This is a genomic window from Streptomyces sp. NPDC030183 (assembly GCF_055573455.1).
The window spans coordinates 460,512-480,009 of sequence record NZ_JBVIBK010000001.1; the positions used below are offsets into that span (position 1 = coordinate 460,512).

Consider the following 19,498-nt stretch of genomic DNA (forward strand, 5'->3'; position numbering starts at 1 on the left):
GCGCACGCAACGTAGTTGACTGTCCGTCAGTTGGGGAGGCGCTTGTCGGTCACGGGCTCGGGAAGGTGGTGTCGGCGGACATCTGGTGGAAGGTGACCATGAAGCCGACGCAGAAGACGAAGATCACGCCGAGGAAGGCGAGGATGCCGAGGCTGGCCGCCGCCTGCTTCACCCGGCCCGGCTCGTGGGCCGTGGCCACCACGGTCGGGCCCTCGGTGTAGTACACGGTGACGAAGTCGCCCTCGACGGTGGTCATCGGGCCGTCCTCCTCCTCGAAGCGGATGGGGCGGCCGTCCCGGGTGGTGAACTCGTACACGTGGTGGATCGTGGTGTGCACGGTGCTGCTCTGCCCCATGGCCTTGCTGACCGTGGTGAACGCCTTCAGACAGCGGCCCTCCGCCGTCAGCCCGCTGTTCCAGGCCCGCCGGATCTGCGACCAGCGGCGCAGTACGCGGTAGGCCACGAAGGCGACGGCGGCCATGATGATGCCGGGAACGATGTACAGAAACAGATCCATGGTGATCCCCCCGCGTTCGGTGACCGCCCTGGTCGGCGGCGTGGGGAAACTACCCGTGCGGGGGCCCCGCGCAGCTCAAGCGATGCTCAGAACTCGCGGGGCCGGTGCGCTGCCGGTCAGAAGGTGACGTCCGAGCAGGCGTAGAACGCGTTGCCGGTGTCGGCGATCGTCCACACCGCGAGGATCACGTGGTGGCCGCTCAGCCCGGACGGCAGGCGTCCGGTGTGGGAGAGCGTGGACGGGGGTCGCTGACCGTTGTAGGGGACGGTGAAGAACGGGGTGAGGTTGAGGTCGGAGCGGGCCAGGGCGTGGTTCTGGTTCCAGCCCGGCTTGGTGACGTAGTACTTGAAGTCGGTGGTGGCGTGCATGGCGGTGAACTGCCAGCGGAACGTGTAGTTCTGGCCGCCCGTCACCCTGGTCGTGGGCCAGGCGCCGCCGCCCGGCCTGGTGGGCGAGTTGAGCTGCCCGAACCGGCTGTGCCCGGCGGAACAGATCTGACCGTCAGCCGGCCCTGAGCCCGGGAAGCCCTTCGGGCCCTCCACGCTCTGCGGCTCCCACTGGATGTCGCCGCAGTTCGTGACGGTGCCGTTCTGACAGAGCTTCTGCCGGCTGACGGGGAGATCGGTGTAGCCGTGGCCGGAGGCGCCGCCGCCGGAGAGGACGAGGGCCCCGGTGGTGGCGAGACCGACGCCGACGGCGTACCACTTGGCGCGTTTTCGAGTGAAGGTCCTTGGACGCATGCTGCCGCTCCCTGGAGTTGTGGGGATGTTCCAGGTCTAGACCAAGCATCAGAGTAGGAGCGGGGGTTGGCTGTGTCCATATCAACGACATGGCCCTGCCCGGCGCGGTGTCCACGGGGTCACGGGGTCGCCTCGCGCCGCCCTGTGTAGAACGCCACCGTCAGGTCCTTCACCAGCGCCTTGCGCTCGTAGTCGTCGAGTTCGACCAGTCCGCGCATCGTCAGCCGGGTCACCGTGTCCTCGACGGAGTCGACGACCGAGGTGAGCACGGTGTCGCGGTGCTGGGCGTCGAGCGCCGCGATCCGCCGGCGCTGCATCACCGCGGCGACCTCGGGCGCGTACTCGATCCGGATCGGCTGCACGGAGAACACCTCCAGGCCGACCGGTGCCGTGTCCGCGACCAGCAGCCGGGTCAGCGCCTCGCCGACCGCCTCCGTGTTGCGCAGGGTCGAGTCCCTGACCAGGGCGTTCGGCGGTACGTCGGCGGGGAGTTGGGAGAGCACACGGGAGAGCGCCGCCTCCACGCACTCACGCAGGTACCGCTCGTGGTCCTCGATGCCCAGCACCGCCCGCGCGGTGTCCTTCAGCCGCCAGGCGACCAGGACGACGGCCCGCAGCGCGACGCCGTTCGCGTCGACGGCCGGCACCGGCTCGCTCCGCCAGTGCCGCAGCCGTACGTCGACCCGGCGGCGCAGCACGAGCGGGTTCACCCAGAGCAGCCCCGTGCGGCGGACGGTCCCCCGGTACCGCCCGAACAGGTTCAGCACCCAGGCCCGCCCGGTCCTCCCGCGCGCCAGCCCGCCGAACCCGAACAGCGTCAGGGCACCGGCACCGGCGTACGCGGCCCACTGCGCGGGACCGAGACCGCCCGCGTCCGCGGCGGGCAGCCCCAACGCCCGTACGACCAGGTCCGGCAGCACACCGGCCCACCACGACGTCAGCACACATCCGGCCGCCCCGCAGGCCCCGCCCAGCACACCCACCACGCCGGGCAGCACCCGCGCGGGCCGCTCGACCAGGTCGGGGTCGACGGCGACGGCGGGCCGCGGCTTCACCGAGGCGGGGCCCCGCCGCACCCTCGGCTGCTCGCCGGTGCCCCGCCGCCGGCCCACGACCGCGGGGGTGACCGGCACGGACACCGGGGCCGGGTCGTCCCGGAACAGAAGGTGGACGGGGATCTCGGTGGTCGTCTCGTTCTGGATGAGCCGCGCGGGCCGCGCGACCCCTTCCGGCTCCGGTGTGGGTGAGGTGGTCGTACTCATACGTGCCTCCATGCCTCCGCGCAGGAAGAACCGTGGTGAGAGCTGATGAGGGTCGGGGGGTGGTGCGGGCGTGCGGGCGTGCGGTCGAGCGCCGGGCGAGCGGCGGTGAGCGGGGCGGGCGAGCGGCCGGTGTCGGGACCGGCGAGCGGTCGATGTCGAGGCCGGGATGGCGGGGGTCAGGGCCGGGCCGGGCCGGGCGCCGGGCGGGGGCCGTGGCCGGGGCCTGGTACGGGTGTGGAGCGGGCCCGGTGGCCGGTGGACGCGGTCCCGGCTGCCGAGAACGCGGGGCCGGGCGGGGAGCTGCGGGACTTGGGGGGCCGGGCGTGGAGCGGGACTGCGGGGCCGGACGGGGAGCGGGCGCGCGCAGCCGGGGTGTGGTTGCGGGACCGCGGGCGCGCGGCCGGGGGTCAGGAGAACAGGCGGCGCCAGGTCTCCGGGCCCGGGTAGCCGTCCGCGGCGCCGCCGCGCCAGCCCTGGGACCGCTGGAACGCCTCCACGTTCCGCCGGTCCGCCTCACCCCAGCGCGGCCCCGGACCCGAGGTGTAGTACTTGCCGAACCCGATCTCGACCAGCCGCTCACCGAGCAGCGTGACGTGCGCGTTGTACGCGCCGGGCCGGAACGCGCCCCGCCCCGGGTAGCCGGGCACGCCGTGCGAGGCGGGCGTCCCGGAGCCGGCGGGCGGCCGGGGGGTGAGTGGCGGCTTGGCCGTGACCGGCGGCCGGGGCGCGGCGGGTCTGCCCCGTGGCCCCGGGCTCCCCGCCGGGGGGATGTCCCGGCCCTTCCCGGTCACCAGGTATGACCAGGTCAACGGCCCCGGCAGCCCGTCCGCGTCCGGCCCGGACCAGCCCTGCGCCCGCTGGAACGCCGCGGTGGCCCTGCGGTCCGCCTCCGACCAGCGCGGCCCCGGCCCGTCGGTGTAGAAGCGGGCCCCGCCGCGCTCCACCAGCATCTGCCCCAGCCGGGTGACGTACCGGTTGTCGGCGCCGGGCCCGAAGTAGGCGGCCCCCGGGTACCGGTTGCCGCTCGACGGCCCCGCCGACCCCTTCGTACCACCGCTCCCCGAGGAGTCCGGGGTGTCGGCGGGGCCGTCCGTCCCCTCGTCCGGGGCGTCCGTGCCGTCGTCGACCAGGCCCTTGTAACGGTACGGCACATAGCGGGTCGGGTCGGTCCAGTAGCCGTACGGGGTGACCTGGCGGCGGGCGTGGGGGCGGGTCGACTCGTAGGCGATGTAGGAGGTGTGCGTGTAGTCCGTCCAGCCGCCGAAGACGACCACGTGCGAGCCCTTCTGCGGATCGCTCGGATTGTGGAAGAGAAGCATGTCGCCGGGCTGGAGCTGATCCTTGGAAATACGGTCGGCGAACTTGTCCAGGCTGCCCGTCCATTCGTTTCCGGGCAGATGCCAGGCCATGGAGACGAATCCGGAACAGTCCTGCCGGTAACCGTCCGACCAGTACTCGGTCATGCTGTACGGCACCTCGGCGGCGACCCAGGTCCTGGCCCGCCGGATGATCTCCGCCCGGGTGATCGGCGGCGTCCGCACCTCACCGGACGGCTTCTCCCCGTCGGCCGGCCGCCCCGCCGGGCCGTGCAGCGGCGCCTTCTTCCCCTGGGGGGTCTCAGGGTCCTCACCTGCGGGAACACCTCCCGGGAAGGTGGGGGCGTGGGCTGCGGCGACCGCCGGTACGGCATGCCCGGCGCCGAGCGCGGCACCAGCCGCCGTGGCCACGACCAGAGCGCGCCGTGCCGTCCTGGCGGCGGGGTGGCCCGGATGGTCGTACATGGTCGAGTACGGCATCACCCGCCGCCAGTGAACACAGCCGGGGCATTCACAGGCGGCCCCCGGATCGATTTCCTCGAATGCCGGAGCGTTCATGCCGTTCCCCTCGCGGGCGGGGCGGAGAATTCCACGATTCTGCACGACGTCAAGTTTTCCAAGTGTCACGTGCTGTCGCATGCTGACGGTCCAAATGATGTACACCGCGTACCGCGCGATTCCGCCCGGCGGTTCCCCCGCGCCTCCGGAAAACAGGGGGCGCTCGGTGCGCCGTGGGGGCGCGCGGAACAGCGCGCGCAACTACACGTCTCCCGCGCATGACGACCGGCGGTGACCCGGCACACGCCCCGCACGGCGACCCGGCGCACGCGCCCCGCGCGGTGGTCGGAAGCACCCCCGCCCCTCCGGTAAACTTTCACCGCACGCGCCGCTAGCTCAGTTGGTTAGAGCAGCTGACTCTTAATCAGCGGGTCCGGGGTTCGAGTCCCTGGCGGCGCACCACCGAAGAGGCCCCTCGCTACGGCGAGGGGCCTCTTCGCATACCCCGCGCCCCCGTGGAGCGCCCCTGTTTCACCGATCCTCCACCAATGCCCCAAACACCGCGTATGACCGGTAAACACCGCGTTTCGCGTCTTGCGATCAAGATGAACGCCATAGAACCCTGGGCCGTAAGAGGCTGCGGATACACGGCAGTTGGGAGGCCGTGGGCGATTTGCGCCCGGGGATGGGGATCATAGCCTCCCGGCGTCGCCAGGATGCGCGCTCTCTCGAACGGATGCCCAGGAGGGCGGCAAAGGAACCGGAAGGTCGCCGTCCTGAGTCTCCATGGTGTAGATCACATGGTGGCGGCGATCCGCCACTGATGCGTCCGTAACGGTCGAGGGGGACCGAAGCGGGCGGAAGACCGACGAACACACACGAACGTGTGTGCGGGGGGAATGACTCATGACGCCGACGGGCGCCCGGCATAACTCCGACCCGTCCGACACGACACAACCGAAGGTTCCGTCGCACCGCACCGGCACCTTCCGAAAGCTGAGGAAGACACTTCCCAGATACGACTACGAGCACTACAGCCGCCTCGCGGGGCCCCTCACTCAGCCCGATCCGAGCAAGCCCTACACGGTGCAGTACCGCTCCCTGATCTCCCAGGAGCCGCACCGCCTGAGGGTCGCCCTGATGCTGGCCGCCGCCCCGCTGCTCTCCCTGGTCCTGCTCACCTGGCTGCTCCAGCCCGAGCACTGGACCAAGCGCGACTACGTCGCGCACGAGTTCCTGCCCGCCCTGGACATGGTCATGCTGGTCTCGATCGGGTTGATCGAGTTCTTCCGCTGCATGAACGTGCTGTCCAACGCGCACGCCACCCTGGTCGCCCGCGACCCGGTCCCGGTGGTGCCCGAGGTCGGCACCAGGGTCGCCTTCCTCACCTCCTTCGTGCCCGGCAAGGAGCCGCTGGAGATGGTGACGAAGACCCTGGAGGCCGCGGTCCGGCTCCGCCACCGCGGCCTGCTGCACGTGTGGCTCCTGGACGAGGGCGACGACCCGGAGGTGAAGGCCGTCTGCGCGCGCCTCGGCGTGCACCACTTCTCCCGCAAGGGCATCGCGAAGTGGAACCAGCCCAAAGGCCCGCACCGCGCCAAGACCAAGCACGGCAACTACAACGCCTGGCTCGACGCCCACGGCGACGACTACGACTACTTCGCCTCCGTCGACACCGACCACGTACCGCTGCCCAACTACCTGGAGCGGATGCTCGGCTTCTTCCGCGACCCGGACGTCGGCTTCGTCATCGGCCCCCAGGTGTACGGCAACTACGACAACTTCGTCACCAAGGCCGCCGAGTCGCAGCAGTTCCTCTTCCACGCGCTGATCCAGCGCGCCGGCAACCGCTACGGCGCCCCGATGTTCGTCGGCACCTCGAACGCCGTCCGCATCAAGGCCCTCAAGCAGATCGGCGGGCTCTACGACTCGATCACCGAGGACATGGCGACCGGCTTCGAGATCCACCGCCACAAGAACCCGGTGACGGGCCGCAAGTGGCGCTCGGTGTACACGCCGGACGTCCTCGCGGTGGGCGAGGGGCCCAGTGCCTGGACGGACTTCTTCACCCAGCAGATGCGCTGGTCGCGCGGGACGTACGAGACGATCCTCAAGCAGTACTGGAAGGGCTGGTACTCGCTGCCGCCGACCAAGCTCTTCAACTACACCATGATGATCATCTTCTACCCGATGTCCGCCCTCAACTGGATCCTCGCCGCGCTGAGTTGCGCCCTCTTCCTGGGCCTCGGCGCGTCGGGCGTGAACATCGACCCGACGGTGTGGCTGATGCTCTACGGGAACGCCTCGGCGCTCCAGATAGGTCTCTACGTCTGGAACCGCAGGCACAACGTCTCCCCGCACGAGCCCGAGGGCTCCGGCGGTGTGGCCGGCATGGTGATGTCCGCGCTGTCCGCGCCGCTGTACGCCAAGGCGCTGATCGACTCGGCGCTGCGCCGCAAGAGCAAGTTCGTCGTCACGCCCAAGGGCGACTCGGCCAGCCCCGACCGGTGGTTCGGCACCTTCCGGTACCACTGGTACTTCATCGCGATCTTCGGTGGCTCGATCGTCGCCGGCCTCGTCTACGGGCACGCGCACCCGGCGATGATCATCTGGGCCACGTTCGCCCTGCTGATCACCGCCCTGCCCATCGTCGTCTGGCGTCACATGCTGCGCCAGGACAGGAAGAAGGCCGCCGCCGCGGCCGATCTGCAGGGGTCGATGGTGGCTCCGCCCGAGGCGGCTCCCACGCCGCACGCGCCGCCCCACGCACCGCACGCCCCGCACGCGCCGCACGCTCCCCAGCACAAGCCGAGCTGGGCCGCGTCCGGATCGGGCGGCGGGGGTAGCGACCAGACCATGCAGATCGCCCTGGGCGGACTTGGGGGACGTAAGGAATGAAGGACCGTGCAGGCCACCGCCGCGCCCGTCGCCTCGCGATCGGCGGGGCGGTGGTCCTCGCGCTGGCCGGGATGAACGGGCCGTGGGTGTACCGCTTCGGCACCGAGCAGTACCACCAGTACAAGATCAACAGACCTGAGTACAAGGCCGCCAACGGGCACTGGCAGATCGTGGAGTTCCCGAAGGAGTACCGGCAGAACACGATCCACGCCGCGCTCCTGCACACCGGCAAGGTGCTGTTGATCGCGGGTTCGGGCAACGACCAGGACAACTTCGACGACAAGAAGTTCGACACCCGCGTCTGGGACCCGGTCAAGCAGACCATCAAGCGTGTGCCGACGCCGGCCGACCTGTTCTGCACCGGGCACACCCAGTTGTCCAGCGGCCGGCTGCTGATCGCGGGCGGCACCAAGCGCTACGAGAAGCTCAAGGGCGATGTCACCAAGGCCGGCGGCCTGATGATCATCCACAACGAGAACCCCGACAAGAAGGTGGAGCTGAGGCCGGGGACGAAGTTCGTCGGCAAGGAGAACGGCAGGACGTTCGTCCTGAAGGACGAGGTCGAGATCAAGAAGGCCACCAAGACCTTCGACCCGGACACCGGGAAGTTCACCGGCAACAAGCCGGGCATCGCCCGCGCCTACGTCGAGGCCGAGCGCAGCGGCAAGCGGTACGAGACCGGCACCGAGGACAACTACCGGATCGCGGGCCTCAAGGGCGCGGACGCCCGCAACACCTACGGCATCGCGCAGAAGCTCGCCCTCGACAAGAAGGACTTCCAGGGCATCAGGGACGCCTACGAGTTCGACCCGGTCGCCGAGCGGTACATCAAGGTCGACCCGATGAACGAGGCCCGCTGGTACCCGACGCTGACGACGCTCACCGACGGCACGGTCCTCAGCCTCTCCGGGCTGGACGAGATCGGCCAGCTGGTCCCCGGCAAGAACGAGATCTACGACCCGGAGACCAGGAAGTGGACGTACACCAAGGAGGTCCGGCAGTTCCCGACGTATCCGGCGATCTCCCTGATGCAGAACGGCAAGCTGTTCTACTCGGGCGCGAACGCCGGGTACGGCCCGGACGACGTGGGCCGGCAGCCGGGTGTGTGGGACCTGAGGACGAACACGTTCACCAAGATCCCCGGCATGAGCGACGGCACACTGCTGGAGACCGCCGGGACCGTCCTTCTGCCGCCGGCGCAGAAGGAGAAGTACATGGTGATCGGCGGCGGCGGGGTCGGTGAGTCGGAGCTGTCCAGCCGGCGGACCCGGATCGTCGACCTGCTGGACGACAGCCCGCGCTTCGTGGACGGACCGCGGCTCGCCAAGGGCACCCGGTATCCGCAGTCCTCGATCCTGCCGGACGACACGGTCCTCATCTCCGGCGGTTCGGAGGACTACCGGGGCCGCGGCGACTCCAACATCCTCCAGTCCCGGATCTACGACGCGCGCACCGGCGAGATGCGGCGGGTCGCCGATCCGCTGGTCGGCCGCAACTACCACTCCGGGTCGATCCTGCTGCCCGACGGGCGGGTGGTCTTCTTCGGGTCGGACTCCCTGTACGCCGACAAGGCCAACACCAAGCCGGGGGAGTTCGAGCAGCGCATCGAGATCTACACGCCGCCGTACCTGTACCGGGACGGGCGGCCGACGCTGTCGGGCGGGCCGAAGACGGTGGCGCGCGGCGGGAAGGCGACGTTCGGGACGCGGCACGCGTCGTCCATCAAGTCGGCGCGGCTGATCCGGCCGAGTGCGTCGACGCATGTCACCGATGTCGACCAGAAGTCCATCGCGGCGGACTTCACGACGTCCGGCGACAGCGTCACGGTGACCGTGCCGAAGAACCGGAATCTCGTGCAGTCCGGGTGGTACATGCTGTTCGTGACGGACGCGGCGGGGACACCGAGCAAGGCGCGGTGGGTGAAGGTGCGGTAGGGCTCCGCCGGGTTCTGTGGTTCGGGCGCGGGTGCGTGGGGGCTGGTCGCGCAGTTCCCCGCGCCCCTGAAGGGAACGGGCCTACGGCCCGCCCCTTCATGAAAAGCACGGGGCGCAGCCCCGGCCGCTTTTCAGGGGCGCGGGGAACTGCGCGAGAAACCACACACCACCCGCACCCGCCCACGAACCGCGCACCCCCGAGCTATGAGGCGCCCGGCGTTCAGTCAGACGCCCTGGCCAGCGCCAGTGCGTACTCCGGCCACCACTCCCCCGCCTTCGGCCCGCCCTTGCACTCCCCGTCCGACTCCCCCGGCCGCTTGACCCACAGGTACGCGTCCACCAGCGGATCCGCCGTCTTCGTCGTCGGCGTCTCCCCCAGCGCCCGCCCCGGCGGGTTGCACCACTGTTCGTCCTTGTCGCCCCCGGTGTAGGGGCCGTTGCCGTTGCGGCTGGTGTCGATGACGAACGGCTTGCCGCCGACCTTCGCGGACAGCTGCCTGCCGTACTCGATGGAGTCCTCGGTGGTGTAGAAGTTCGAGACGTTGACGGCGAAGCCGTCGGCCTTGTCGACGCCGGCCCACTTCAGCGGTTCGGCGATCTTGTCGGCCTCGCTCCACCCCGCGTTCCCGGCGTCCAGGTACACCTTCGTGTTCTTCAGCGCGCCGAGCTTCTCGATCGCGCCCTTCAGCAGGTCGTACCGCTCCTCGTGGAACTCGCCCGGGGTGCAGCCGTCCACCACGTGGAGGACCGCGTCGGGTTCGAGGACGACCGTGGCGGGGCGGTCCCCGATGCCGCGGGCCACGCCGTCGATCCACGCCCGGTACGCGTCACCGTCGGCAGCGCCGCCGCCCGAGTACTGACCGCAGTCGCGGTGCGGGATGTTGTAGAGGACGAGGAGGGCGTCCCGGTCGGCCTTCCTCGCCGCCTCCGTGAAGCCCCTGGCCTCCCGTTCCGGGCTCTCGGGGCCGATCCACTCACCCGTGGGCTGCTCGGCGATCCTGCGGATCAGCTCGGCGTTCTCGTCCTTGCCCGCCTTCTCGTAGGCGGCCACCTGAGCCGCCGCGTTCCCCTCCGGGTTGACCCAGAACGGGTCCGTTCCGCTTGGCTGCTGGGTGATCCCGGAGCCCTTGGTCTTGTCGTCCTCGCTGTCGCCGTCTCCCCCGAAACAGCCTGCGAGCAGCAGCGTGGCCCCCGCCACCGCCGCGGACGCCCGGACTCCGGCCCCCCTACTGGCGTACATCCAACTCCCCCTTGGGTGCACCGTGTCGTAAAGCCCCAATCCTGGCATATTTCCCGCCGCGCCCACGAGGTTGCCGCCGCCTTGACCGAGTGCTGCCGTCTCCTGACCACGTCGGACGGAAACCGCGTGCGAACGGGGGCGCGAGCTGCCCGGATGACCGTGCGCCGGTATCTGACCTCACGTCACCTCACCTCTGGCCCATCCCGTCCATCCGTTCTACAGTCGCTTCTCCCTCCCACGCGGCGCCGGGTTACTCCCGCGGCCCGGGCGCGCGGTCGAGGACCGGCCCGGTCGGCGGCTCCCGGGGGAGCGGGTCGCCGACCGCGGCCGGGCAGGACGCGCCGGGCCCCGTCGCACGGGCCCCCGTCGCACGGGTTCAGGGGCGGGTGCCGCTGAGGTACGCGGAGACGACGACGTTCGCCGTGTAGGTGCGGCTCTTCTGGTCGAAGGTCCCGCCGCAGGTGACCAGGCGGAGTTCGGCGCGGCCCGACTGCCGTACGCCGTACGCCTGTCCGGCGTCGAAGTCGTCGCGGCCGATGACCTGTACGTCGTCCACGGTGAACTCGGCGACCGTGCCGTCGTCCCGGGCCACCCGGATCAGCTCGCCGAGCTTGAGGGCGCTGAGCTTGTAGAAGACGGCGGGGCGGGTCTCGGTGTCGACGTGTCCCACGAACAGCGCGGTCCCGGTGGCGCCGGGCCGGGTGCCGGCGGCGTACCAGCCGACGACGCCCGGCTGGTCGTAGGAGGGCGGGTCGATCGCCCCGTCGACGTCGAGGCCGCGCGCCACGACCGGGGCCTGCACCCCCATGGCGGGGATGTCGAGGCGCTGCGGGCGCGCGCCCCGCAACGGCTCCACGGCGGGCGGCAGTTCGGCCTGCGCGGGCCGGCCGACGGCGGCCACGTCACCCGTGGTCGGCGCCGATATGCCGTGCCGTACGTCGGTGACCTCGCGGCCCCAGAGCCACAGGCCCAGCAGCAGCACGGCCCAGGCGACGCCGGTGGTGAACCGGCCGGCGCTCGTACCGCCGCCCCGCTCGCCGGTGTCGGAGTGGTCCTGACCGGACACGGCGACCCCTTACTCCGTGCCCCGGCCCCGGCGGGCGCCGCGCACCACCACCACCGCGGCCGCGACACCGGCGAGGACCAGGCCGACCACCGCCTGCCGGGCGCCTGGCCCGGCGTTGCGGGCGTCCATGGAGCCGACGCCGTCCGCCGAGGCGGCCGCGTCGGCGGAGGCCACCGGCTCCGCCGCCAGCAGTGCGGCCGCTCCGCCGCCGCCCGCGCGGACGGGGGCGACCGGGGAGGCGGGCGCCGACGGGCGACCGGTGGGCCGGGCCGAGGGGCCGGCGGGGGCCTGCTTGCCGTCGCCGACCTCGATCGTGCCCTTGACCTTGTCCTCCTGGCCGTCACAGGAGACCCGCACACCGTACGTCCCGGCTTTCAGTGAGGACCTGACGCGGGTCTCGCCGGAGAGGGTGCCGGGCCTCCTGCCGCCCAGTACGGTCAGCTGCACGTCCGCGACGAACGCCTCCGAGGCGGCGGTGCCCGACTTGCCCCCGCAGCCCTCGGCCCGCACCTGGATGTCGGTGCCGGGCGCCGGCTCGGCCGGCACCACCGAGACGTCCCCGGAGCCGGCCGCGTGGACCGGGGGTGCCGACGCGGTCAGCGCGGCAGCGACCACCGCCCCCGCACAGAGAGTGAGTCGCAGTGAGCCCATGGTGAACCTCCAGACTCCTGAGCCTCCCCCGCCGGGGGCCGCGCCGCATCCGGGGAGGGCCCGTGACTGCTCCGTACGGGTGCCCGTGGGTTTACCGCCGGTCAGATGCGGTCGACCAGGTCCGCGATGGAGTTCACGATCTTCGACGGCCGGTAGGGGAACTTCTCCACCTGGTCGGGGGTGGTCAGACCGGTGAGCACCAGGAAGGTCTGCATCCCGGCCTCCATGCCGGCGAGGACGTCCGTGTCCATACGGTCGCCGATCATGGCGCTGGTCTCGGAGTGGGCGCCGATCGCGTTGAGGCCGGTGCGCATCATCAGCGGGTTCGGCTTGCCCGCGAAGTACGGCTGCTGGCCGGTCGCCTTGGTGATCAGCGCGGCCACGGCGCCGGTCGCGGGCAGCGGGCCCTCGGTGGAGGGGCCGGTCTCGTCCGGGTTGGTGGCGATGAAGCGGGCACCGGCGTTGATCAGCCGTACCGCCTTGGTCATGGCCTCGAAGGAGTAGGTGCGGGTCTCGCCGAGGACCACGTAGTCGGGGTCGTGGTCGGTGAGGACGTACCCGATGTCGTGCAGGGCGGTGGTCAGACCGGCCTCGCCGATGACGTACGCGGTGCCGCCGGGCCGCTGGTCGTCCAGGAACTGGGCGGTGGCGAGGGCCGAGGTCCAGATGTGGTCGACGGGGACGTCGAGGCCCATGCGGGAGAGCCGGGCGTGCAGATCGCGCGGGGTGTAGATCGAGTTGTTGGTGAGCACCAGGAACGGGCGGCCGGATTCGCGCAGCTTCTTGATGAAGGCGTCGGCGCCGGGGATCGGCACGCCCTCGTGGATGAGCACCCCGTCCATGTCGGTGAGCCACGACTCGATGGGCTTGCGCTCTGCCATGTGCGATCTCCTGCCGTACGTGCGGATCGGCTCCCAACCCTAGGGCGGCGTGGCAGAAAAGAGGAGGGCGATCTTGGCCGCTGAGACCGCCCCGCCCGCTCACCGCCGACGTCTGCGCACCCCTGCCGCCAGTACCCCTCCGACGGCGAGCGCCAACACCCCGGCCGCGTACGGCAGCAGGACGTGGCCGGCGCCGCTGTCGGCCAGTTCCCCGGGGTACGGCCCCGCGTCCGGCGCCGGGTCGGGCTCCGCGCTGACGCGGTCGCCGTCGGGCCGCTCCCTCTCGCGCGCCCCCGGGGACTCGCCCCCGTCCTGCCGCCGGTCCCGGCCCTCGCCCCGGCCCTCGCTCTCGTCCTCCTTCTCCTTCTCGTGCGCGTCCTCCTTCTCCTTCTCGTGCTCGTGCTCGTCCTCGTGCTCGTGCTCGTCGGTGATGCGGAACCGGTAGTCGTTCGACTGCCCGACCCACTCGCCGTCGGCGCCGCGCCGCTGGACGACGGCCGCGTTGGCCACGACGTCGTTCGGCACGGCCGCGTCGGAGGTGATGGAGAGGCGGACCTTGACGGTGAGGGTGCGGCCGGCGGGCACGGTGAAGCCGTCGCCGTCCTCGTCGAGCACTCCGACCAGTTCGTCCGCGTCGGTCTCCTCGAAGGTGACCGGCCGGGACGTGGTCCCGTCGGCGTCCTCGAAGTACTCCAGTTGCGGCTGCGACCGCTTCAACGCCCGCCCGTCGTCGACCAGTACGACCACCGGGTGGATGGCGGCGCAGGACCGGTCGGTGGTGTTGGTGAGCTCCACCGCCCAGGTCCCGAAGCCGCCGCCGGCGACATAGGAGGCCGGCCCCCCGTCGATACGGGTTCGGATCGGGAACTCCTCGCTGTCGGCCCCCGTGCAGCCGACGGCCTCCCTCACGGCAGCGACCGCCGCTCCCGGCCCACCGCCGAGGCCGGCTCCGACGGCGAACACCAGGGTCAGACAAGTACACAGTCGCATGAACACATGACCATGCCAGCGCCTCCGGGGCAGGCGGGGAGCCACGCCCTGGGCCACCGGGGAGAGGGAGGCAAGTCCGCTCGATCAGCGGAGGCGGCGGCACGGGCGGGCTCCGTCCGGCCGGCTCTTCAGCACCGCACCCTCGCAAGGCGCCTGCCCGCCGGCCCGGCGCAGCCACCCGCCAGCCCTGCCCACCCACCCGTCCGCCCGGCCGACCTACCCGTCCCCCCGGCGGACCTACCCGTCCGCCCGTCCGAACAGCGGCGCCAGCAGCAGCTGGGCCGCGCCCTCCGCCACCCCCAGCGACCCGCCGGAGGCGACCCGCACAGGTACGTACGGCTCCTCCCCCTGGAGCCGGGCCCACTCGTCCAGCACGGCCCCCACCCCCCGTACGAACACGTCGGGCCGCTCCTCGACCGTGCGCCCGCCGAGCAGCACCAGCTCGATGTCGAGGAGCCCTACGAGGTTCGCGGCCCCCGTCCCCAGCACGCGCGCGGCCTCGTCCACGTCCCCCCGCGCGACGGCCGCGAGGCACAGCGCCTCGATGCACCCGCGGTTCCCGCAGCCGCACAGCGGCCCGTCCAGCTGGACGACCTGGTGCCCGAACTCCCCGGCCCGGGTCCGCGCCCCCCGGTGGACGGCACCGCCGATGACGAGCCCGGCACCGAGGCCCGTGCCGAGGTGGATGTACGCGAAGGACCCGTGGGTGCCGAGGGCCACGGCCAGCCGCAGCGCCGCCGCGTTGGTGTCCTTGTCGACGACCACGGGGGTGCGCAGCCGCCGGGCCAGGGCCGCCCGCAGCGGGAAGCCCTCCCACTCCGGGAACCCGGTGACCCGGTGGAGCACGCCGTGCAGATGGTCGAGGGGACCAGGCAGGGCCACACCGACACCGAGGAGGGGGGCGTCCCGCTCGGCGAGCAGTTCCTCCACCTCCAGCGCCGCGTTCTCGACGACGGCGTCCGCGCCGGCCCCCAGGTGCAGCGGGGCGCGCCGCTCGCCGACCACCGTGCCGGTGAGGTCGCAGACCACGGCAGTCAGCGCGTCGCGGTCCAGATGGAGCCCCACCGCGTGGCCGGCGTCGGGGACGAGCCGCAGGACGGTGCGCGGCTTGCCGCCGGTGGAGGCCCGGTAGCCCGCCTCCGTGACGAGTCCGTCGGCGCGGAGGCGGGCGACGATCTTGCTGACGGCCTGCGGGGTGAGCCCGGTCCGGTCGGCCAGTTCGAGCCGGCTTATCCCGGCCGCCCCCGCGATCCGCAGCAGGTCCAGCACGAGCGCCCCGTTGTGGCTGCGCAGCGCCAGGAGATTCACCCCCGACGCCCCCGCGGCGCGCCCGTTCCGGTTGCCGGTGCCGTTCCCATTGCCGTTCACACCCCCCATTGTCCCCCGTGCTTGCACTTTGGCAACAGCGTTGCTTAAGTGGACGCATGACAGGCACCACGAACGGCACGGACTCCGCCGGTACGGCCCCCTCGGCCCCGGACGCGCCCGGTGCGGCCCCCGCCGCCCCCCTGCGCGTGGCCCTGGTCGGCTACGGCCTCGCCGGCTCCGTCTTCCACGCCCCGCTGATCGCCGCGACCGAGGGCCTCGTCCTCGACACGGTCGTCACCTCGAACCCGGAGCGGCAGGCGCAGGCCCGCGCCGAGTTCCCCGGCGTACGGCTCGCGGCCTCCGCGGACGAGCTGTGGAACCGGGCGGACGAGCTGGACCTGGTCGTCGTCGCGTCCCCCAACAGGACGCACGTCCCCCTCGCGACCGCCGCCCTGGAAGCGGGCCTCGCGGTCGTCGTCGACAAGCCGATCGCCGGCACGGCGGCCGAGGCGCGTGAACTGGCCGCCCTGGCCGACGCCCGCGGCCTGCTCCTGTCCGTCTTCCAGAACCGCCGCTGGGACAACGACTTCCTGACCCTCCGCAAGCTGCTCGCAGACGGCGAACTGGGCGAGGTCCGCCGCTTCGAGTCCCGCTTCGAGCGCTGGCGCCCCCAGCTCAAGGGCGGCTGGCGCGAGTCCGGCGACCCCGCAGAGATCGGAGGTCTCCTCTACGACCTGGGCAGCCATGTCGTCGACCAGGCCCTCACCCTCTTCGGCCCGGCCACCCTCGTCTACGCCGAGTCCGATCTGCGCCGCCCCGGCGCCGAGGCGGACGACGACACGTTCATCGCGGTCACCCACGCGAGCGGCGTCCGCTCCCACTTCTACGCCTCCGCCGTCACTCCCCAGCTCGGCCCCCGCTTCCGGGTGCTGGGCTCCGAGGCCGGCTATGTGAAGTACGGCCTGGACCCGCAGGAGGCCGACCTCCGCGACGGCGCACGCCCCACGCCGGGCGCCCCCTGGGGCGTGGAGCCCGAGGAGCTGTGGGGCCGTGTCGGCGCCGGCGAGTCCCCCGCCACCGGCGGCGGCACCCCGGTCCCCACGGTCCCCGGCGACTACCCCGCGTACTACGCGGCCGTGGCCGCCGCCCTGCGCGGCACCGGCGAGAACCCGGTCACCGCCCATGAGGCGGCCGCCGCGCTGGACGTCCTGGAGGCGGCGCGCAGGTCGGCGGCCGAGGGAGTGGCGGTGAGGCTCGCATGACGCACACCCCGAGCACCGGGAGGCCGAGCCCGGCCGGCCCGGGCACCCGGACCCCGGGCGGCGAGACGCCGGGCATCGAGGAACTGGAGGCGCAGGAACGCCGCCTGGTCCTGCCCCGCTTCACCTTCGAGGACGCGTGGGCGCTGGGCTCCCTGCTGGTGGAGACGGCCCGTGAGTGCGAGGCCCCGGTCGCCATCGACATCCGCCGCGGCCACCAGCAGCTCTTCCACGCCGCGCTTCCCGGCTCGACCCCGGACAACGACGCCTGGATCGACCGCAAACGCCGGGTCGTGGAACGCTACGGCGCCTCCTCCTACCTCGTCGGCGCCCGCTTCCGCGCCAAGGGCACGACGTTCGAGGACGCGTCCCGCCTGGACCCCGACCGGTACGCGGCCCACGGCGGCTCCTTCCCCCTGACGGTCGAGGGCGCGGGCGTCATCGGCACGGTGACGGTGTCGGGCCTGCCCCAACTGGAGGACCATCGCATGGTGGTGGAGGCACTGGAACGGCACTTGGAGCGCGAGTCCGGCGACAGCTGACCCGAAGGGGCGCGGGGAACCACGCGACCGGCCGCGACGACATCCCGCGGCCGCCGACCAACCGCGGCACCCCCGCCCCTCAGGCGTCCGGCATCCTGCTCGCCGTGCCTACGCCTGCCCGAACTCCTGCCGCTGCCGCCCCAGCCCCTCGATCTCCAGCTCCACCACGTCCCCGGCCTTCAGGAACGGCTTGGGATCGGGCTCCCCGAGGGCCACGCCCGCCGGTGTCCCGGTGTTGATGACGTCACCGGGGTAGAGCGTCATGAACTGGCTGACGTACCGCACGACCTCGCTCACCGAGAAGATCTGCTCGGCGGTCGTCCCGTCCTGCTTCAGCTCACCGTTGACCCACAGCCGGAGCCCCAGCTTCTGCGGATCCGGCACCTCGTCCGCCGTGACCAGCCACGGTCCCAGCGGATTGAACGTCTCACAGTTCTTGCCCTTGTCCCAGGTCCCGCCGCGCTCCAGCTGGAACTCCCGCTCGGAGACGTCGTGGGAGACGGCGTACCCGGCGACATGCGTGAGCGCGTCCTCCCGGGACTCGACATAGCGCGCCGTACGGCCGATGACGACCGCGAGCTCCACCTCCCAGTCCGTCTTGGCCGACCCCCGGGGCACCAGCACCGTGTCGTACGGCCCGACGACGGTGTCCGCGGCCTTGAAGAAGACGACCGGCTCGGCGGGCGGCTCGGACCCCGTCTCGCGGGCGTGGTCGTGGTAGTTGAGCCCGATGCAGACGATCTTGCCGATCCGGGCGAGCGGCGGCCCCACCCGCAGCCCCGCCGCGTCCAGTTCCGGAAGGTCTCCGGCCTCGGCGGCCTCGCGGATCCGGCCGAGCGCCGCCTCGTCCGCGAGCAGCTCGCCGTCGATGTCCGGCACGAGCGCCGAGAGGTCCCGCAGGACCCCCTCGGCGTCGAGCAGCGCGGGCCGTTCCGCGCCCGCCGTACCGACTCGCAGCAGCTTCATGGTCACTCTCTCCCTCGATCGCCGACCGCCCGACCGATGGGTGCAGCCATCGGAGGACTGGTCGATCGTCCAAGGTCACCATCCACTCCGCAATACCCGGTTCACGGAGTGGACCGCTACTCGGGCGTACGGTTTCGCTACCTGCCCGTGGGGGCCGGGGCGGCGGGGGTCACGGGATACAGGGCCGCCCGCTCGATGGCGCTCCAGGTCGTGCTGGTCACCACGTACAGCGCGGCCGCCAGCGGTACCACCGCCACGGTGAGGAGCGTGAAGAAGGACATGAACGGCATGACCTTGCTGACGGCACCCATGCTCGTCGCGAGTCCAGGCACCTGGTCGTCGGCCGCGGCCGGCATCCCGGCCGTCCCCGCCGCCATCATCCGCTTCGTACGGCGGAAGTTGAACAGCGCGACCCCGGTGACGATCAGGAACAGCCCCACGTAGACGAGGCCCTGCGCGCCGAGGAGGCCGCCCGCTCCCAGCGCGTCGGCGAAGCGGTCGCCGAGCGGTGCCGCGAAGAGCCGGTGGGTCAGGAGTTCGTTGGCCTCGCCGCCGATCCGCGTGTTGGAGAACAGGTGGTAGAGCAGGAAGAACGCGGGGAGCTGAAAGAGGCTGGGCAGGCACCCGGACAGCGGTGACACCTTCTCCGCGGCGTGCAGTTCCAGCACCGCCTTCTGCAGCTTCTCCGGGTTCTTCGCGTGCTTCTTCCGCAGCTCCGCGATCTTCGGCTGCAACGCGACCCGGGCCCGCTGCCCGCGCGCGGCCGCCCTCGACAGGGGGTGCACCAGCAGTCGTACGAGCGCGGTGAACAGGACGATCGCGACGGCCGTGGCGGAGGCGTGGAACAGCGGGTCGAGCAGATCGGCGAGACGCGCGACAAGGTCGGCGAACACGGACATGGGTGGGAGCCCTCCAGGGGTCTCGTCGTGCCAGGAGTGGTCCGGAACAGCCCGGTGACCGGGGTGTCCGATGACGGGGAACTCGGCGCGACGGCCCGCGTGAGGGGCACGGCGGTGGTTCGTGGAAGCGCGAACGACAGAAGCTGGAGAGGAAGCGCGTCCGGAAGAAGGAGGTGGCGTGCCCTACGCGGTGACCGTCAGGAGGGCACGTCCGGGCGCCCGGGGGCGCGTACGGCCGCGGGCGTCGGGATCGCGTTGGGCGAGGAACGCCGTACGGCGCTCCCGGTCCCTGATCGCCGTCCGGACGCGCGTACGCGGGACGACGGGGGCGCAGCGCGAGGCGATGACCGCGCAGGCGGCGAAGGCCGATCCGGCCGCGGCGGTGGCCGCGAAGGCGACGGCGGCGGAGAGGGTGCCGGCGTCGAGCACGGACAGCTCGAAGAGGACGAGGAGCACGACGGCGAGGGGACGCAGCGCCGCCAGGGCCCGGACCACGGCTCACTCCCCCTTCGACACGACGACGACTCCCTC

17 protein-coding genes and 1 tRNA gene are annotated in these 19,498 nt (G+C 71.9%); 5 read left to right on the top strand and 13 right to left on the bottom strand.

Annotated elements, in window-relative coordinates; all coding sequences use genetic code 11:
• Nucleotides 1–49: 49 nt before the first annotated feature.
• From ACZ4Z2_RS01995 to ACZ4Z2_RS02010, 4 genes are all read right to left on the bottom strand, one after another.
• Nucleotides 50–517 carry a DUF3592 domain-containing protein gene (locus ACZ4Z2_RS01995; RefSeq protein WP_468071346.1) on the bottom strand — a complete coding sequence of 156 codons (468 nt, stop codon included), beginning with the start codon at nt 515–517 and terminating at the stop codon, nt 50–52.
• Between the two features lie 116 nt (nt 518–633).
• Entirely contained in the window at nt 634–1,257 is a 624-nt protein-coding gene (locus ACZ4Z2_RS02000; RefSeq protein ID WP_468071348.1) for a lytic polysaccharide monooxygenase auxiliary activity family 9 protein, read from the bottom strand.
• Between the two features lie 119 nt (nt 1,258–1,376).
• Nucleotides 1,377–2,519: an SPFH domain-containing protein gene (locus ACZ4Z2_RS02005; protein ID WP_468071350.1), complete on the bottom strand. Its 1,143-nt coding sequence runs from the start codon at nt 2,517–2,519 to the stop codon at nt 1,377–1,379.
• A gap of 407 nt (nt 2,520–2,926) precedes the next feature.
• Nucleotides 2,927–4,393, bottom strand: a complete 1,467-nt coding sequence (locus ACZ4Z2_RS02010) for a peptidoglycan-binding protein (protein WP_468071351.1) — start codon at nt 4,391–4,393, stop codon at nt 2,927–2,929.
• Nucleotides 4,394–4,718: 325 nt separating this feature from the next.
• Between ACZ4Z2_RS02010 and ACZ4Z2_RS02015 the strand changes: the two genes are divergently transcribed.
• The 3 genes from ACZ4Z2_RS02015 (at nt 4,719) to glxA (ending at nt 9,165) form a co-directional block, all read left to right on the top strand.
• A tRNA-Lys gene (locus ACZ4Z2_RS02015) sits at nt 4,719–4,795 on the top strand.
• A 444-nt stretch (nt 4,796–5,239) separates the two neighbouring features.
• Nucleotides 5,240–7,231: a glycosyltransferase family 2 protein gene (locus ACZ4Z2_RS02020; protein WP_468071353.1), complete on the top strand. Its 1,992-nt coding sequence runs from the start codon at nt 5,240–5,242 to the stop codon at nt 7,229–7,231.
• Nucleotides 7,228–9,165: a radical copper oxidase GlxA gene (glxA, locus tag ACZ4Z2_RS02025; RefSeq protein ID WP_468071355.1), complete on the top strand. Its 1,938-nt coding sequence runs from the start codon at nt 7,228–7,230 to the stop codon at nt 9,163–9,165. The genes ACZ4Z2_RS02020 and glxA overlap by 4 nt, the downstream gene beginning before the upstream one ends.
• A 220-nt stretch (nt 9,166–9,385) precedes the next feature.
• On the opposite strand, the gene ACZ4Z2_RS02030 is transcribed toward glxA, so the two are convergent.
• The 6 genes from ACZ4Z2_RS02030 to ACZ4Z2_RS02055 form a co-directional block, all read right to left on the bottom strand.
• On the bottom strand, nt 9,386–10,405 hold the full coding sequence (locus tag ACZ4Z2_RS02030; protein ID WP_468071357.1) for a glycoside hydrolase family 6 protein: 1,020 nt from the start codon (nt 10,403–10,405) through the stop codon (nt 9,386–9,388).
• Nucleotides 10,406–10,781: 376 nt separating this feature from the next.
• The gene (locus ACZ4Z2_RS02035) at nt 10,782–11,471 is read right to left on the bottom strand and encodes a class F sortase (protein ID WP_468071359.1); all 690 of its coding nucleotides are present in this window, start codon (nt 11,469–11,471) and stop codon (nt 10,782–10,784) included.
• Nucleotides 11,472–11,480: 9 nt separating this feature from the next.
• Nucleotides 11,481–12,122, bottom strand: coding sequence for a hypothetical protein (locus ACZ4Z2_RS02040; protein WP_468071361.1), 642 nt, complete (start codon nt 12,120–12,122; stop codon nt 11,481–11,483).
• Between the two features lie 101 nt (nt 12,123–12,223).
• Nucleotides 12,224–13,003, bottom strand: a complete 780-nt coding sequence (locus tag ACZ4Z2_RS02045) for an HAD-IIA family hydrolase (RefSeq protein WP_468071363.1) — start codon at nt 13,001–13,003, stop codon at nt 12,224–12,226.
• Between the two features lie 99 nt (nt 13,004–13,102).
• A complete protein-coding gene (locus ACZ4Z2_RS02050; protein WP_468071365.1) occupies nt 13,103–13,993 on the bottom strand; it encodes a cell wall protein in 891 nt (296 codons plus the stop codon).
• Between the two features lie 237 nt (nt 13,994–14,230).
• Complete coding sequence (locus ACZ4Z2_RS02055) at nt 14,231–15,370, bottom strand: ROK family transcriptional regulator (protein ID WP_468071367.1); 1,140 nt, start codon at nt 15,368–15,370, stop codon at nt 14,231–14,233.
• Nucleotides 15,371–15,417: 47 nt separating this feature from the next.
• Between ACZ4Z2_RS02055 and ACZ4Z2_RS02060 the strand changes: the two genes are divergently transcribed.
• Both ACZ4Z2_RS02060 and ACZ4Z2_RS02065 read left to right on the top strand, forming a co-directional pair.
• A complete protein-coding gene (locus tag ACZ4Z2_RS02060) occupies nt 15,418–16,563 on the top strand; it encodes a Gfo/Idh/MocA family oxidoreductase (protein WP_468071368.1) in 1,146 nt (381 codons plus the stop codon).
• Nucleotides 16,560–17,102, top strand: coding sequence for a heme-degrading domain-containing protein (locus tag ACZ4Z2_RS02065; RefSeq protein ID WP_468071370.1), 543 nt, complete (start codon nt 16,560–16,562; stop codon nt 17,100–17,102). Before ACZ4Z2_RS02060 ends, ACZ4Z2_RS02065 begins: the two co-directional genes overlap by 4 nt.
• Nucleotides 17,103–17,210: 108 nt before the next feature.
• Here the strand turns inward: ACZ4Z2_RS02065 and ACZ4Z2_RS02070 are convergent, their stop codons facing one another.
• From ACZ4Z2_RS02070 to ACZ4Z2_RS02080, 3 genes are all read right to left on the bottom strand, one after another.
• On the bottom strand, nt 17,211–18,068 hold the full coding sequence (locus ACZ4Z2_RS02070) for a fumarylacetoacetate hydrolase family protein (protein ID WP_468071372.1): 858 nt from the start codon (nt 18,066–18,068) through the stop codon (nt 17,211–17,213).
• Nucleotides 18,069–18,205: 137 nt separating this feature from the next.
• Nucleotides 18,206–18,967, bottom strand: a complete 762-nt coding sequence (locus tag ACZ4Z2_RS02075; protein WP_468071374.1) for a YidC/Oxa1 family membrane protein insertase — start codon at nt 18,965–18,967, stop codon at nt 18,206–18,208.
• A 183-nt stretch (nt 18,968–19,150) separates the two neighbouring features.
• Nucleotides 19,151–19,462 (bottom strand): DUF6412 domain-containing protein, encoded by a 312-nt coding sequence (locus ACZ4Z2_RS02080; protein WP_468071375.1) that lies wholly within the window; start codon nt 19,460–19,462, stop codon nt 19,151–19,153.
• Nucleotides 19,463–19,498 lie beyond the last annotated feature (36 nt).